This window comes from Runella sp. (assembly GCF_027484545.1).
Classification (GTDB): domain Bacteria; phylum Bacteroidota; class Bacteroidia; order Cytophagales; family Spirosomataceae; genus Runella.
Window position 1 is genome coordinate 1 of record NZ_JAIXST010000075.1, and the last position, 15351, is coordinate 15351.

The following is a 15351-nucleotide window of genomic DNA, read 5'->3' on the forward strand; positions in this document are numbered from 1 at the left end:
TGGAGCACAGCAAGTTTTAAATCTGAGAACAAAAAACCTTAGTAATCAATGGGATGAGGTAATTCAATTGGTCAGAATGGCCGCTTAGGAAGCAATCCTGCATACATTCGTACACCCTTTGTGATTCTAATTGTCGGTATTTTTAGTAAAGCGTCTATGGAAAACTTAAAAAGCACAGGTCCATATATATTTGGTCTTGAGAAATAATTTGCTAAGTCTATGCCATCTAAAAAGATATAGTTATAAATATCAAATTTTCTGTCAATTTCGTCAGAATCTTGTGGGGTTTGTTGTAATCCTATTTCTTCAACTTTTTGACGAGAAAGTAACGCCCTTTTCGATAAGAAAGATTTAGATGTAGCAACTGTATTTACATGATGAAAATGTGTGATACCTTTTGATTTCAAAATTTCGTATATTGTTTTGCTATTAAGTTCAACTTCCATAATGAGATGTTTTAATTTTACACATTCCAACCCAAAGCATTAAAATAGTTAAATTTTAGATTTATTTATTAATTTACAGTTAATTATCTTTACTTGATGAGATTATTCGGACGCAAGAATGATGATATCGATGTTTTAAGTTCTTTGAATAAAATTTTCAAATTGATTGCCAATTAATAGTAAGATTTTTTGTATTTTCAAAAATCAAGGTAATTCATAGATGAAAATTGTTCCTCCAAATATATTGCAAGGACAAATTGTAATACAACTAAATTTCGATTCCTCTTAACTTTCTATACAATTTAAGAGCAAAAAGGTCTGTCATTCCTGATATAAAATCTAAAATTCTCATTACTTTCAAATATGGTGTATCACTTTCTTCAAAGCTGAATTGACGTGGTAAAAGTTCTAAAATTTTCTTTTGTTCTTTCTCCCTGTCAGCTTCTGGTGTTAATGCCGATGTTACAAAATATTCAACCAAAGAACTCATAATTCTAAAACCAGCAATTTCAAGTTCAACGACTTTTCTATAATTATAAATTGATTCAATATTAATTTTACTTAGTTCTTGTAAAACAGATTTGATTTCTGGAATATCTTCTATTAATGAATTATCATATTCACCATTTAAAATTTCATCTTTGTTATCCATAAAAACATCAGCACACATGTATGTTAATGAATTTATACATTTAGCTCTTAAATAGGAAAGGCACTCATTTTTATCACTTTTAAGTATCAAAACGTTATCTTCAACCTTTGTAAGGTTCTCTTTAGGGTTTGCTTTAATTATTTCTAAAAAAATATCTTTTACAGTTTCAAAAGATAGTATTTTTAATCTGTGGGCATCTTCGAAATCAATAATATTGTAACAAATATCATCTGCGGCTTCTACTAAGTAGACGAATGGGTGTCTTTTGTAAGAAACTAATCCATCTTTTGATTCATCAATCATATTTAATTCTTTACATACGTCAAGAAAAATATGTTCATCTGCTTTAAAATACCCATATTTTTTTCGGTGTTTTCGCCCTTTTTACCTTCACTTGCTTTTGATTCACAAGGATATTTTAGGATTGAACCAATGGTAGAGTAAGTTAATCTAAACCCTCCTTCAAATCTTCCCTTCTGATTTTGTGTAATAATCCTTAGGGCGTTTGCATTGCCCTCAAAAGTAGTCAAGTCTTGCCATTCATTAAGGTGAAAATTGCTTCTTGAATTCTATATCAACAGTGTTTTCAGTATCTCTTTTTTTGAAATATTTAGAAATTGCTTCCTCCCCCGAATGCCCAAATGCAGGATTTCCCAAGTCATGAGCTAAGCATGCAGCACTTATTACATTTTTTAAACTATTGCGATAAAATTTTCTTGCTTTGTCGTCTGATTTAATTTCCTCCAATTTAATTAATTTTTTTCCAATTATTTTTCCTAATGAACGACCTACACTTGCAACTTCAAGAGAATGTGTGAGCCTATTATGAACAAAAATTTCCTCAGGCAACGGGAAAACTTGGGTTTTATTTTGCAAACGTCTAAAGGGGCTTGAGAAAATTATTCTGTCCCAATCTCTTTCATATTCTGTACGAATATCAGGTTGGATTATACTAAAGCCGAATCTTTTTTCAGAAAAACAGTTATTCCAAGTTAGCGTCATATAGATAATTATTTTAAAAAATTGTGTTTTAAAATTTTAAATTTATTAATAGACGAAGTGTATAGGAACTATAAAGTAATGATAGTCAGAATTTTGTGGTTCCTACAATATATATCCATTTTATTACAATTATGAACATTTTATCGTTTTTTTGCAAAAAAACAAAAATTTTATTAAACGATTATTCCCTTACAAAAACAGATAGATGAAATTGACTTAGTAAGGTTGTTTTTTATTACGCCGAGGTTGGTGTTATCACCAACCTTTTTTCAATGGAAAGGGGTTGGCGGTGAGAACACCACCAACGGCATAGAAGCACTTAACTGTCAGCCCAGCACAAAAGTTGATACGAGGTAGAATGTTCAATTAACCACTGAACCCGCTTTTTTGCCAAACGCCTGTTAGCAGAAGAAATTATTTTCTGTTCCACCATTCTTTATATGTTACTGATTTAATATCCTCTGGGAATTGTCCATTCAAAGAAAATACAAATCTGTTAGCATTTTCAATAATAGCTTGATTAAACACTTCAATCTGTCTTTTTTCTGAATTGTCAATTTTTAATATTGACGAACTATTGGTGATTCTATTGTTCCATATTGAACTCTTTTTGTTCACCAAAAGCACCCCAATTTTAGTATTTATCGGAATAAAAATTGTTGTAAAATTATCCTCTGGACTTAATCGCATAAATGACATTCCAAAGTCAGAGGTTAAGAAGTCAATATCAGTCAAGTTCCAGTAAACATACTTATAAGAATTAGTCACTAACTCTTTCCAAGTCTTAATTTCTTCAATAATCGGATTAAACACTTCGACTATTTCCTTTTTTATCTGAGTTTTCCGTCCATAATGAAGTTCATTAAGCACTAATAGAATGACTATTCCTCTTCCAATCTTGTCTAGTTTTATATAACCAATTTCTTTGTTTTTGTTAATTTGTTCCTGCATCATTTCAAAGAAAAGTTGGAGTTTAGGATTTTTGTATGTCTGAACAAGAACAAAATCTACTAAGCTGTGAAAATCAATGACCGAAATAGTTTTCCTGTTGTCATTATTAATTATACGTTCTCTAGTAGGATTAAAACTGTCGAAAAATGCTGCAAGAATACTTTCATAATGTTTATTGATTAGTTTGTCTATAAAGTCTTCCTCTTCAAATGCTTCATTTTCGATTATTTTATTAAAAAAGTTAGTGTCCACATTGTAGAAATGCTTCTTAAACGCAACATTGCTGATGGAATTTGTAAATGGCTTTTTATCTTTTAGATCATAAACATGAATATGTCCGTCTTTTGAGAAATTTTTCAAATAATATTGAGGAACATAGTGTTGATTTTGGTTGTCTTTCATATTATTTCTGCTAACTCTCGAATATACGCAAGTTTTGCCGTACTTTTTGTATTTATATTGTACTTATTTGATATTTTGTTGTCTTATTGATGCTGTACCGCACGGGCGGCCCCGTTTTTGTATTGTTGTGTATTATTGTTGCTGCATCCAAATGTAAAAAAGTAGTTTGAAACTTCAAATTTTTTATGCCGAGGTTGCGGGCACGCAACCTTTTTATTTCTTTCAAGGGAAAAGAATTGGCAGCGAGAACACTACCAGCGATATACGTCTTACTCATTAGTATTGCTTTTTCCTACTTCAATTTCCAACAACACCTCAAAATTTCCATTCTGGTTTATTTCCAAATGATGCCGATGGGGATAGACCAAATTCAGTCGTTTTTTGGAAGATTCAATTCCCATGCCACTGCCTTTCAATTGTTGCATGGTTTCGTGGATTTGGTTAATGCAGCTAAACTTGATTTTATGTTCATCCGTCAAATCAAAAACGACTTTGATAATTGATATTTTTTCGGGTTCAACCCCATACTTGAACGCATTTTCAATGAAAGGAATAAAAATGGCCGGCTCAATCAGCAGCATTTCGTGGGTGCCGAGTACCTCTAATTGAAAATCCAATTCTTCTTTTTCAAACCGTAAGGCATGTAATTCCGCGAAGTTTCGGATGAATTCTATTTCCTTCCGAATGGGGATTTTTTCATCGGCCGTATCGACCACCACGTAGCGTAATAATCCCGATAATCGCTCAAAAGCCGCTGCTAACGCGGGGTTTTCTTTCTGATTGACCATCGAAAGCAGGTTGTTCAACACATTGAACAGAAAATGAGGATGCAACTGGGAACGAAGGAGGTGCAGTTCTGCCTGCGTTTTTTCCAACTCCAATTTTTGATTCTTACTCTCCGTGATAATCCAAATTTTACCGGTGGCATACGTAATGGAAGCGGTAAAATAGAAAATGATAATGCCGCTGCTCAAAAGTATTGACACCGATTTTTGATGAATGCCGAAAATATGATGTTGGAAAATGTTGAAAGCAAAATTGGCAGCGACAAACAGCAACAATGATTTTAGAATAATACTACCCATTTTTTTGCCATGAATCAGGCTCAAAACAAGGGTGAAATTTGCATAAAACAGAACGCACGAAATGCCGATGAGGGCTAGCAGTTTTGTGAAAATAGCCTCATCCTTAGTCGTAATGAAGGTATCATGACCGTTGACGGTTTGTACGGTAATGTTATAAAATGAATAATGAGTGACAATAACAAGACCCGTAATGATCCAAAATACAAAATTGCCCGCTATTTCTATTCCTTTTTTTGACATAATTCAAAGCTACAAAAAATAGGTTTGGGATGGTTTGATTTGGTATGGAAGCAATTGTTTATGGTATGAAATGCGAAAAATGACCCCAATTTTTATTGTATCACTTTGAGACAATGACGGGACGGTACAGGACACAGATAGTACAAAACGGTCATAATTTTGAACTTACTGAAGGGGTTTACGCTTAAAATCCATTAAATTACCACTTTTGCCATTCCCCAAAACTAAAATTTTATGAAGCAAATTGTCTTTGTTTTCCTCCTGCTGGCGGCGTTTATCAGCCCTGCGTTTGCGGGTGTTGTCATCGAAAATTTAAAAGTAAACCAACAGGAAAAACCGTTGGGTACGGATATTTCCAATCCCCATTTCAGTTGGCAAATGAAAGCTTTGGATGCCAAAAGGGGCTATTCACAGAAAGCTTATCAACTCGTGGTGACTGATGCCACTAATCAAGTGGTTTGGGATTCCAAAAAAGTAAATTCCGATCTCTCGAATGGCATCGAATATGCTGGAACTCCGCTGAAAGCTACTATGCGCTATACGTGGAAAGTGACGGTTTGGGACAATGCAAACGCAACGACCTCAAGCAGTTCGTGGTTTGAAACGGGGTTGATGAATTCTGCTGTTTCAGCTTGGTCAGGCGCAAAATGGATTGGGGGAGGAGCGGAGGATTTAGTGTTTTATTCGCATTATCTGTCCGTGTTTAAATTTGAATACGGTCTTCAATTGGATAAGGCTTCCAATTCGACCAAAGCAGCGTTTGTTTTTGGAGGAAATGATAAGCGATTGAAGAAGAAAGATTTGAATTTAATGGGGGTGGAAAATGGTCAAAATCAAAGTTATATCGCATTTGAGTTGGATATTTCAGGTGTAAGTGACTCACCCGAAGGATTGGCAAAACTGCATCTATATCGGGTAGGCTACACGCCCAATGACAAAGCGGATGTACCGTTTAAAAGTCTTGAAATTTCGCAGAAACTCATCAACAATGCCAATAAATACGAGAAGCATAAAGTCTTTGCCGACTGTAATTTTGGGTTGTTTGAGCTGTACGTTGACGGAAGAGAAAATGATAATAAACTGAAAGAAAAATCAACGGGCCAAGCGACAGGAGGCTTTGGTGCGCGGGGCTTTAACTTAAATCCCGTAGGAAGCGGAAACAACTACATCAGTTTTCCAATGTTGGCTGATATTGGCTTTCGGGTGGGTGATAACCAAACGGCGCAGTTTTCGGACGTAACCATCAAAAATTTTCGTATTCCTTCCAATGCTTTATTTTCTGAAAAGCTCAATACAACTTCATACGCCGGCATTTTCAAATCGGCTAATTTGACGGTTGAAAATGGCGCTTATAAAATCAAAGGCAATGCGCTGATTTTGGCAGACCCAAGCAAAAACGCCGCGCCCATGCTGCGCACCACTTTTGCGACGCAGGCAAAGCCCATCAAAAGCGCCCGCCTGTACGTAACGGCTCGGGGAATTTATGAAATGTATTTGAATGGAAAACGCGTGAGTAGTGATTGCTTCAACCCGGGCCTAACTCAGTACAACAAAAATCACATGTACCAAACTTACGATGTGACGAGTGCGTTAAAGCAGGGAGAAAAAAATGCCATCGGTGCTTGGTTAAGCGAAGGTTGGTGGAGCGGAAACATTACGTTCAGCGGCGAAAGTTGGAATTACTTTGGTGACCGACAATCGCTTTTGAGCAAATTGGTCATTACGTATGCCGATGGTTCTGAACAGTTGATTACCTCAAATCCTACCGATTGGAAGTTGTTCAACGACGGTCCCGTTCGCTACGGCAGCTTTTTTCAGGGAGAAGTGTACGATGCAGGCAAAGAAGGCTTGGTAAAAGATTGGTCAATGGCTTCCTATAATGATAAAGGTTGGAAATCGCCCGTAGAAGTGCCGCTGGAAGGTACCGCGTATGCGGGTACTTTTACCGATGCGCTGGGCCGAAAGTCGTCGTTGGAGTACAAAGATTTTAAACTCGTTGGGCAAATGGGAGACAATGCAAGCATCGTCAAAACCCTCACCGCCCGTAGTATGGAAGAAGTTCGTCCCAAAGTGTTTGTGTACGACATGGGGCAAAACATGGTGGGCGTGCCGCAAATTGCCATCAAAAACGGTAAAAAAGGACAGGAAATCATCCTGCGTTATGCCGAAGTTAAATACCCAAGTCTGCCTGATTACAAAGGCAATGAAGGGATGGTAATGATGGAGAACATTCGCGCGGCACTCACGCAGGATACCTACATTCTGAAAGGCGGTGATGAAACCATTCAACCCCGTTTTACTTTTCACGGCTATCGTTACGTAGAAATTACGGGCATCGACCAAGCTGTTCCTGCTGGTTCGGTTAAAGGATTAGTTATCAGTTCGATAAACAGCCTTTCGTCCAGTTATGAAACCTCAAACGAATTGGTCAATAAACTTTGGCAAAACATTACGTGGTCGTTGCGCAGTAATTTCCTTTCGATTCCGACCGATACGCCCGCCCGTAACGAGCGCATGGGTTGGAGCGGTGATATTTCGGTATTTTCAAGAAGCGCTACCTACCTGACCAACTCCGATTTGTTTCTCCGCCGCCACCTTTTGGCCATGCGTGATGTGCAGGCCGAAAGCGGTCGCTTTACGGACGTGGCTCCGATGGGTGGCGGTTTTGGAGGTACCCTTTGGGGCAGCGCGGGCATCATTGTGGCGTGGGAAACCTATCAGCAATACGGCGACTTGCCCCTGTTGAAGGAACATTACGACGCCATGAAGAAGTATGTGCAGTTTTTGGAGACTAAAGTCGAAAAGAACACGGGTATTCTGAACGAAGGTCCGTTGGGCGATTGGTTGAGTCCCGAAAATGGCAAAAACGATAATACGCTCATTTGGATGGCTTACTATGCGTATGATTTAGAAATTATGGTAAAAGCGGCGACTGCGCTGGGAAAAACCGAAGAAGCGGCCAATTTTATGACCCAACACAACGCCGTAAAAGCTAAATTCAACGAAGTGTACGTTGACAAAACTACCCACAAAACCATCAAGTCAGGCGTGAAAGCTGCTCGCATGGGCCCTCCCGGACAACAACAGGCCGAACAAAAATCGGACAAAGGAGAGTTGATGGATACGCAGGTTTCGTACGCAGTTCCGTTGGCGTTGGGTACCTTTAATGAAGAAAATAAGCCATTTGCTATCAAGTACTTAAACGAAGCCATTCAACGTAAAAACAAAGACGACGGAGGCATCGAACGCCCTGAATATTCCCTGATGACGGGATTCATTGGTACGGCTTCCATCTCCGAAGCGCTTTCGGAAAACGGAAACCACGACATGGCCTATCGATTGTTACAACAGCGGAATTATCCTTCGTGGCTGTATTCGGTTGTCAATGGTGCTACTTCGATTTGGGAACGCTTGAACTCATACACCGTCGAGAATGGGTTTGGTGGCAACAACAGCATGAACTCCTTCAATCACTATTCGTTTGGCGCAGTGGCCTCGTGGATGTACAATTATTCATTGGGAATTCAGCGCAGCCCCGAAAGTGTGGCTTTCAAGCAATTTATCTTAAAACCAACCCCTGACCCGGACAAGGTAATGACATTTGCCAAAGGGTATTACGATTCGGTGTACGGTAGAATCAACAGCGAATGGAAATTGGAAAACGGCAAGTGGACGTATAAGACGACTGTTCCGCCTAATACATCGGCGATGCTGTATTTGTCCGCAAAATCTGCTTCCCAAATCAGCGAAAGCGGTAAGTCTATTGCCCAATGGAAAGGGTTAAAGCAGGAGAATGGGAAAGTGATTATTCCGTTGGAATCGGGTAACTATTCCTTTGAGATAAAAGAGTAAGTTGCAGGTAGAAAGGGCATTAGGTTTAGACCAAAGTTATGTTGAAAATTGAGTTTACATCTTGTATAACGCATAAAGCGTGTACTTTTGCGAATAGTTGCTCTAACTTTCATCGAATAAAATTATCTGCTTTGCTTTCCTAAACTACAACCCTTCATGCACTTTGACATAAAAGAATACATTGATAAAAACAAAATGACTCGGCTGCAATACGCTACTGTATTTGTATGCCTGGCGATAAACATGCTCGATGGCATGGACGTTATGGTGATTTCGTATACAGCCCCGGCCATTGCCAAAGCATGGTCCATTACTCCTTCCGCGCTGGGGATCGTGTTTAGTGCCGGTCTGTTGGGAATGACCATAGGGGCGATGTTTTTGGCGCCAAGGGCTGATATTATTGGCCGAAAAAAGATGATTTTGTTGTGCGCTATGTTGATGGGAATCAGTATCTTCTGTACTGCATTTGCCCAAAGCATCAACTATTTGATTGTTTTTCGATTGATTAGCGGCATTGGGATTGGGGCCATGTTGGCAAGTACGGCTACGCTCACTTCCGAATACACCCCTAATAAAACCAAGGATTTTTGGGTGAGTTTTGTGGTGGCCGGTTACCCGGTAGGGGCCGTTTTGTCCGGCTTGGCAGCGGCCAAAGTAATCCCGCAGATGGGATGGGCGACCATGTTTCAGTTGGCGGGCTTTGTGACTACGTTGGCGGTACCGTTGATTTACTTCTTTCTTTCTGAATCCGTTGATTACTATTTGAAGGCCAAACCCAAAAATGCGCTTCTGAATGTCAATGCCATTCTCTCCAAAATGGACATTGCCGCGCTGGAAACGTTGCCAATCAGAGAGCATCACAAAAATGAAAGTTCCGTTAGCTCCCTAATGACTCAGGAGTTCAAACTCCCTACGTTACAACTTTGGGGAGGGCTTTTTATGGCCTTTGCTACGTTGTATTTTTTGACCAACTGGATTCCCAAATTGGCTACCAACGCCGGTTTGTCGATGGAGTTAGCCATTTATGCCGGCACGGTTTTTAATCTGGGCGCTTTTGTCGGAATCGTTACTCAAGGCTATTTTTCAAGTATTTACGGCTTAAAAAGAACCATCGGCGTTTTCCTGCTTCTGACTGCTGGTTTGATGGCGATTTTTGGTTTGTTTTCCGGTTCTTCGTTGTTATTGGTCATTTTTGGCCTGCTCGGGTTTGGAATTCAGGGCGGTTTTGTGGGACTGTATGCCGTAGCAGCCCGCATGTATCCGACCGAATTTCGTAACACCGGCGTAGGTTGGGCCATGGGCGCGGGGCGATTGGGAGGAATTGTGGGGCCTATGTTGGGTGGAATTTTGATTGAAATGGGGTTGACCATGACCGCCAATTTTTTGGTTTTTGCCATTCCGGCAGCCATTGCGGGCATTATGACAATGTATCTTTCTTCTAAAAGGATTAGTTAGGCGGGAGAAATGGAAAATGGATAAACGGAACACGGATAACGGATCAACAAATAACGGTTAACGGCGGGACTGCCCATGCAGAAACGAATCAACTGTTAACGGCACAACGGCAAATTAATTCTTCCGAAACTCGCTTGGCGATACCCCCGTTGTTTTTTTGAACAATCGCGTAAAATACGCCGGGTCCTTGAAGTTGAGAAAATAAGAAACCTCTGATATCGTGTACGTTGTATTCAATAGGTATTTCTTCGCTTCATTGATGAGGTGTTCGTGTACGATCTGCAACGCTGATTTTTGTACCAACGACTGACAGATGCGGTTGAGGTGAACCGTGGTAATGTTTAACTCCTTGGCGTAATCGTTGATGGATTTTGATTCCTGTAACGACTTTTTAATACTCTTCTGAAAGGTCTGAAAATACCGTAAAGTTCGATTGTCGGAGGGAGCAATTGGGTTTTTAAGCGAAAGACTGAAACGATACAAACTGATAAAAAAAACGTGAAAAAGCGATTGCAAAACGGTTTGCTTTTCGGGGTTTTCTTCATACAACTCTTTGATAATTTGATTCTTCAAAAGCAGAATATTGCCAAAAACGGTCGGCTCATTTTCAAAAGATAAGTGCTTCAAATGATTGAGTTCGAGCAATACGCTCGGAGAGTTTTTGAAAAGGCTTTCCAAAAATGACTCCGAAAACGTAATGACCTCGCCGCAAACCGACGGCTGAAAAGTAAAACCATGCAATGTATGACTCGGAATGGTAATGATACAGGGAGCGTTTAGTTGAATCTCATTCTGCTCCGAAATCAAAACCCCTTCGCCCGACTCAATAATAAAAATCTGATAGAGATCGGTATGAAGATGTTGATTGATTTCCCAATCGTACATTTTACTCCGCGTCTCCAATGCCTCATAATGAATGAAATTGGGTAAAAGCGGATGCTGATGGTCGCCGTACAGTCCTTTGTAATTGACAAGGGCTTTATTCATGAAGATGTTTTAAAAATACTTGGAATAAATAATTAATAATAATAGCGCTTTAAAATCAAAAATCCTCATTTGTCATTCTGAAAGCATCCATTAGGCCCTTTCAGGGCGACAAAGATTAAAAAGTAAAGTTTTATCGGGAATTCAATACTGCAAAAAATGTTTAATTTGTACAAGTATTATTTTGATTTATCCAAGATACTCTTTCACAATTCCTGTACCTTTGTCGTACAGGTTAAGCAGGTATTTTCTTCCAATACATTATTTCAATGACCCATCTAATTTACAATCAATTCGATTACGAAGTACATCCGCCTCGATTGTCTCCCGAATATAAATCAACGGTTTTGCGTGCTCCTTCACAGCCTTTAGTGGTTTTGAAACAGTCTTTGTCTGAGTTGACAGGCCCGCTTTTCGGAGATTTCAAATTAGGGGAATTTGATAATGATTTGACAAAAAATGCAATTAAGAACGGCGAGCCTTTGGGAGAGCGAATTGTAGTGCATGGAAAGGTAATGAACGAAAACGGCCAACCGATTCCGAATACGCTCATTGAAATTTGGCAGGCCAATTCGGCAGGTCGTTATGTGCATAAAGTAGATAAACACGATGCGCCGCTCGACCCAAATTTCTTGGGAACGGGTCGTTGCATGACTGATTCGGAAGGAAATTATAAATTTTACACCATCAAACCGGGAGCCTATCCTTGGGGGAATCACCACAACGCATGGCGTCCTAACCATATTCACTTTTCGTTGTTTGGGGCCAATATCACCAACCGTTTGGTAACGCAGATGTACTTCCCTGGCGATCCGCTCCTTCAATATGACCCGATTTTTCTGGGAGTACCGCCCAAAGGCCGCGAATTGTTGATTTCAAAATTTGATCTAAGCATCACCGAACCCAATTTTGCGTTGGGCTACCGCTTTGATTTTGTCCTGAGAGGCCATGGTCAGACACCTTTTGAGAGTTTGTAGTTTTGAATGGCGAATTATTCGAATGACGAATTTTTTGTACCTCACTTACAACTCGTAAACTCGTTATTTCCCATTCGTACTTCGTCATTCGTCCCTCGTCATTCCCTTAAATTCGTCATTTATAAAAAAATGAAACAAACTCCTTCTCAAACCGTTGGCCCTTATTTTGCGTATGGCCTCACGCCGGAGCAATATTTATATGATTTCAAAAGTTTGGTCGGCCATCAAATGGCAAGCCCCATTGACCAAAAAAATACCATTACCATCGTCGGAAAAGTATTTGATGGCGAAGGGGTTGTGATTCCAGACGCGATGATCGAGATTTGGCAAAACGACGGCGAAAATCAATTGTTCGGCCGCTTCGGCACGGGAACAGATGCTGAAAATCGTTTCATTTTTCATACCACAAAACCTGCTTCGGTCAATGGTCAGGCACCTTATTTATCGGTGATTGTGTTTATGCGCGGCCAGTTGATTCACTCGTACACGCGTCTTTATTTTTCGGACGAAATAACTCTGAATGAGCAGGACGAAGTGTTGAACAGCGTTTCTGCCGAGCGCAGAAATACGCTCATTGCTTCCCAAAACGGCTCCGTTTACGAATTCAATATCCGTATGCAGGGCGAAGGAGAAACGGTCTTTTTTGAAATATAGATTGAATGTCATTGCCTAAAATAGAATGACGAATGACGAATTTTTGTACTCCATTTTCCATTCGTCCCTCGCCATTCAAAAAACTTATTCGTAATTCGTCATTCGTACCCGCGGCGGCGGTCCGCTCGTCATTCAAAAAAATGTCCTTATACAGCGAACTATTCTACTCGACCGAAATCAACGAGTTGTTTTCCGACCGGAATACAATCGCTCAGATGCTGCGTTTTGAGGCGGCATTGGCAGAGGCGCAGGCAGCCAATGGAATTATTTCGGTGAGTTCGGCGGCGATTATTGCGGAATGTTGTCATGCCAATCGGATTGATATTGATAAACTCAAAACCGAAGTCAAACTTGGCGGCAATGCTGCCATTCCGTTGGTAAAACAACTGACTCGAATCGTCAAAAACAACGACGTTGAAGCTTCAAAATACGTGCATTTAGGGGCAACCAGTCAGGACGTAGTGGATACGGCGACAGTTTTGCAGATTCAGACCTACGTGGATTGGTTGGAGGAGAAATTAGGAGTTCTAACACAAAGTTTAGTAAAAATTACGCAAAAACACCGTACCACTTTGATGATTGGCCGGACGCTGCTTCAACAGGCGCGACCGATTACCTTCGGACTCAAAACCGCCGCTTGGCTGGAAGGTATCGAACGTTCAAAACAGCGCCTTCAGGAATCTAAAAAACGCGTTTTGGTACTTCAATTGGTCGGAGCGGTAGGAAGTGGAAACTCCTCTATTTCCAAAGAAGTGAATCAAACCGTTGCCAATTTATTAGGTTTACAATCAGCTTCTTCCTGGCAAACCCAGCGTGATACCATCGCTGAATGGGCAAGCATTTTAGGGATTTTGACGGGGAGTTTGGGCAAGATTGCCAAAGACGTTTCGCTGTTGATGCAGACCGAAATCGGAGAAGTATTTGAAGGGGCGGGCGAAGGAAAAGGCGGCTCAAGTACCATGCCGCACAAACGAAACCCCGTTACCTGTGCCGCGATGTTGGCCAATGCGACGCGCGTGCCGCATTTGGTGGCGTCTATCCTTTCGGCCATGCCGCAGGAACACGAGCGTTCGGCGGGATTGTGGCATTCGGAATGGGAAGTGTTGACCCAACTCATGGCCCTGACCGCCGGAACGGTGGAGCGTGCCATTGAACTGATTGAAGGATTGGAAGTGGACGAAAAACGTATGTTGGCCAACTTAGAATTGACCCGAGGTTTGATCTATGCCGAGAATGTTTCGCTGGCTTTGGCTCCGAAAATAGGTAAGATAAACGCCCATGAATTGGTTGAAAAGGCGTGTAAATCAGCCATTCCTCAACAAAAGCATTTGAAAGAAGTACTGATTGATATGAACGTTGATGTTCCTGATTTGGAAGCATTATTCAAACCCGAAAACTCCATTGGACTGAGTTTGGAAATGATTGACGAAATCTTGAAACCATTAAGAAGTTAAGAAAGAGTAAGAACTTAATGTCTCTTAATTCCTTAATGGTTATACAAAATAAAAAAATGAAACTCAATTACAAACTCCAAGGCACGCCCAACAGTCCGGTATTGGTTTTTTCCAATTCGCTGGGTTCTGAAATGATGATGTGGGACGGACTCGTGCCTTATCTGTTGCCTTTTTTTCGGGTACTACGTTATAATACCAGCCCCCCTACCCCCAATGGGGGAGTATATGACTGTAAAATAGATGATTTGGGAAAACAGGTCATTGATCTGTTGGACCAATTGGGCATTGAAACCGCCTATTTCTGCGGGCTCTCGATGGGCGGATTGATTGGACAATGGCTGGGAATACATCACCCCGAACGCATTAAAAAGCTGGTTATCAGTAATACGGGGGCCAAAATTGGCAACGATGAACGTTGGAACGGTCGCATCGAAACCATTACCCAACACGGGATGCAGGCCATCGTGGAGGATACCATGGAGCGTTGGTTTACCGAAAGCTTTCGCCAAAACAATCCCCAACGCGTAGCGGAAACCAAAGCCATGTTTTTACGGAGTCACGTGCCCGGCTATGCCAATTGCTGTGCGGCCATTCGAGATGCGGATTTTAGGGAACAATTACAAAATAATACCGTTGAAACCTTGGTCATTACGGGTGATGAAGACCCCGTAACCAATGTGGAACAGGCCGAATTTTTGGCAAAAAACATTCCGAATTCAACATTGAAAATACTGCCGGCTCGTCACTTGGCAAGTACAGAATTGCCCAAAGAATATGCGGCAATTTTGATTGATTTTTTAGTGGGAAAATCCACGTATGACCAAGGAATGCACGTTCGGCGTTCGGTATTGGGCAATGCGCACGTGGACAAAGCAAGCGGCAATATCAATTCGTTTAATGCGGACTTTCAAAACTTTATCACGAATTATGCTTGGGGTGAAATCTGGACTCGACCTGATTTGTCGAAACATAACAGAAGCCTGATTACGATGGCGATGCTCATTGCGTTAAATCGAAAGGCCGAGTTTAAAATGCACGTAAAAGCGTCGTTCAATAATGGCGTAACGGTGGCTGAAATCAAAGAAGTTATCATGCAATCGGCCCTGTATTGCGGCTTGCCCGCCGCCAACGAAGCCTTTCATTCAGCCGAAGAAGTTTTTAAAGAATTAGGAATAGAAATTAAATAATAAACTCAAA

General features: G+C 40.7%; 12 protein-coding genes and 1 pseudogene. 7 read left to right on the top strand and 6 right to left on the bottom strand.

What is annotated here, in order from left to right; all coding sequences use genetic code 11:
* Positions 1 to 71 precede the first annotated feature (71 nt).
* The 5 genes from Q0081_RS06720 to Q0081_RS06740 form a co-directional block, all read right to left on the bottom strand.
* On the bottom strand, positions 72 to 446 hold the full coding sequence (locus Q0081_RS06720) for a hypothetical protein (protein WP_298350573.1): 375 nt from the start codon (positions 444 to 446) through the stop codon (positions 72 to 74).
* 268 nt (positions 447 to 714) lie between these two features.
* Positions 715 to 1401 (bottom strand): hypothetical protein, encoded by a 687-nt coding sequence (locus Q0081_RS06725; protein ID WP_298350575.1) that lies wholly within the window; start codon positions 1399 to 1401, stop codon positions 715 to 717.
* A 240-nt stretch (positions 1402 to 1641) separates the two neighbouring features.
* A complete protein-coding gene (locus Q0081_RS06730) occupies positions 1642 to 2100 on the bottom strand; it encodes an HD domain-containing protein (protein WP_298350577.1) in 459 nt (152 codons plus the stop codon).
* 414 nt (positions 2101 to 2514) lie between these two features.
* On the bottom strand, positions 2515 to 3453 hold the full coding sequence (locus Q0081_RS06735; RefSeq protein ID WP_298350579.1) for a DUF4238 domain-containing protein: 939 nt from the start codon (positions 3451 to 3453) through the stop codon (positions 2515 to 2517).
* A gap of 269 nt (positions 3454 to 3722) precedes the next feature.
* Positions 3723 to 4778 (bottom strand): sensor histidine kinase, encoded by a 1056-nt coding sequence (locus Q0081_RS06740; RefSeq protein WP_298350581.1) that lies wholly within the window; start codon positions 4776 to 4778, stop codon positions 3723 to 3725.
* Positions 4779 to 5012: 234 nt separating this feature from the next.
* On the opposite strand from Q0081_RS06740, the gene Q0081_RS06745 reads away from it, so the two are divergent.
* Together Q0081_RS06745 and Q0081_RS06750 are read left to right on the top strand one after the other, a co-directional pair.
* Positions 5013 to 8630 carry an alpha-L-rhamnosidase gene (locus tag Q0081_RS06745; protein ID WP_298350583.1) on the top strand — a complete coding sequence of 1206 codons (3618 nt, stop codon included), beginning with the start codon at positions 5013 to 5015 and terminating at the stop codon, positions 8628 to 8630.
* 156 nt (positions 8631 to 8786) lie between these two features.
* Positions 8787 to 10085, top strand: coding sequence for an MFS transporter (locus Q0081_RS06750; protein ID WP_298350585.1), 1299 nt, complete (start codon positions 8787 to 8789; stop codon positions 10083 to 10085).
* Between the two features lie 114 nt (positions 10086 to 10199).
* Here Q0081_RS06750 and Q0081_RS06755 read toward each other — a convergent pair whose 3' ends face one another.
* A complete protein-coding gene (locus Q0081_RS06755) occupies positions 10200 to 11072 on the bottom strand; it encodes a helix-turn-helix domain-containing protein (protein WP_298350587.1) in 873 nt (290 codons plus the stop codon).
* A 266-nt stretch (positions 11073 to 11338) separates the two neighbouring features.
* Between Q0081_RS06755 and pcaH the strand changes: the two genes are divergently transcribed.
* The 5 genes and pseudogenes from pcaH to pcaC all read left to right on the top strand — a co-directional run bounded on the left by pcaH (position 11339) and on the right by pcaC (position 15341).
* Complete coding sequence (gene pcaH, locus Q0081_RS06760) at positions 11339 to 12046, top strand: protocatechuate 3,4-dioxygenase subunit beta (protein ID WP_298350589.1); 708 nt, start codon at positions 11339 to 11341, stop codon at positions 12044 to 12046.
* Between the two features lie 129 nt (positions 12047 to 12175).
* Positions 12176 to 12700 (top strand): protocatechuate 3,4-dioxygenase subunit alpha, encoded by a 525-nt coding sequence (gene pcaG, locus Q0081_RS06765; RefSeq protein ID WP_298350591.1) that lies wholly within the window; start codon positions 12176 to 12178, stop codon positions 12698 to 12700.
* A gap of 140 nt (positions 12701 to 12840) precedes the next feature.
* Positions 12841 to 14154 carry a 3-carboxy-cis,cis-muconate cycloisomerase gene (gene pcaB / locus Q0081_RS06770; RefSeq protein ID WP_298350592.1) on the top strand — a complete coding sequence of 438 codons (1314 nt, stop codon included), beginning with the start codon at positions 12841 to 12843 and terminating at the stop codon, positions 14152 to 14154.
* A gap of 56 nt (positions 14155 to 14210) precedes the next feature.
* A pseudogene (gene pcaD, locus Q0081_RS06775) lies at positions 14211 to 14948 on the top strand (3-oxoadipate enol-lactonase); the annotation flags it as partial.
* Positions 14949 to 14954: 6 nt separating this feature from the next.
* The gene (pcaC, locus tag Q0081_RS31825; RefSeq protein ID WP_409034051.1) at positions 14955 to 15341 is read left to right on the top strand and encodes a 4-carboxymuconolactone decarboxylase; all 387 of its coding nucleotides are present in this window, start codon (positions 14955 to 14957) and stop codon (positions 15339 to 15341) included.
* Positions 15342 to 15351: the final 10 nt, after the last annotated feature.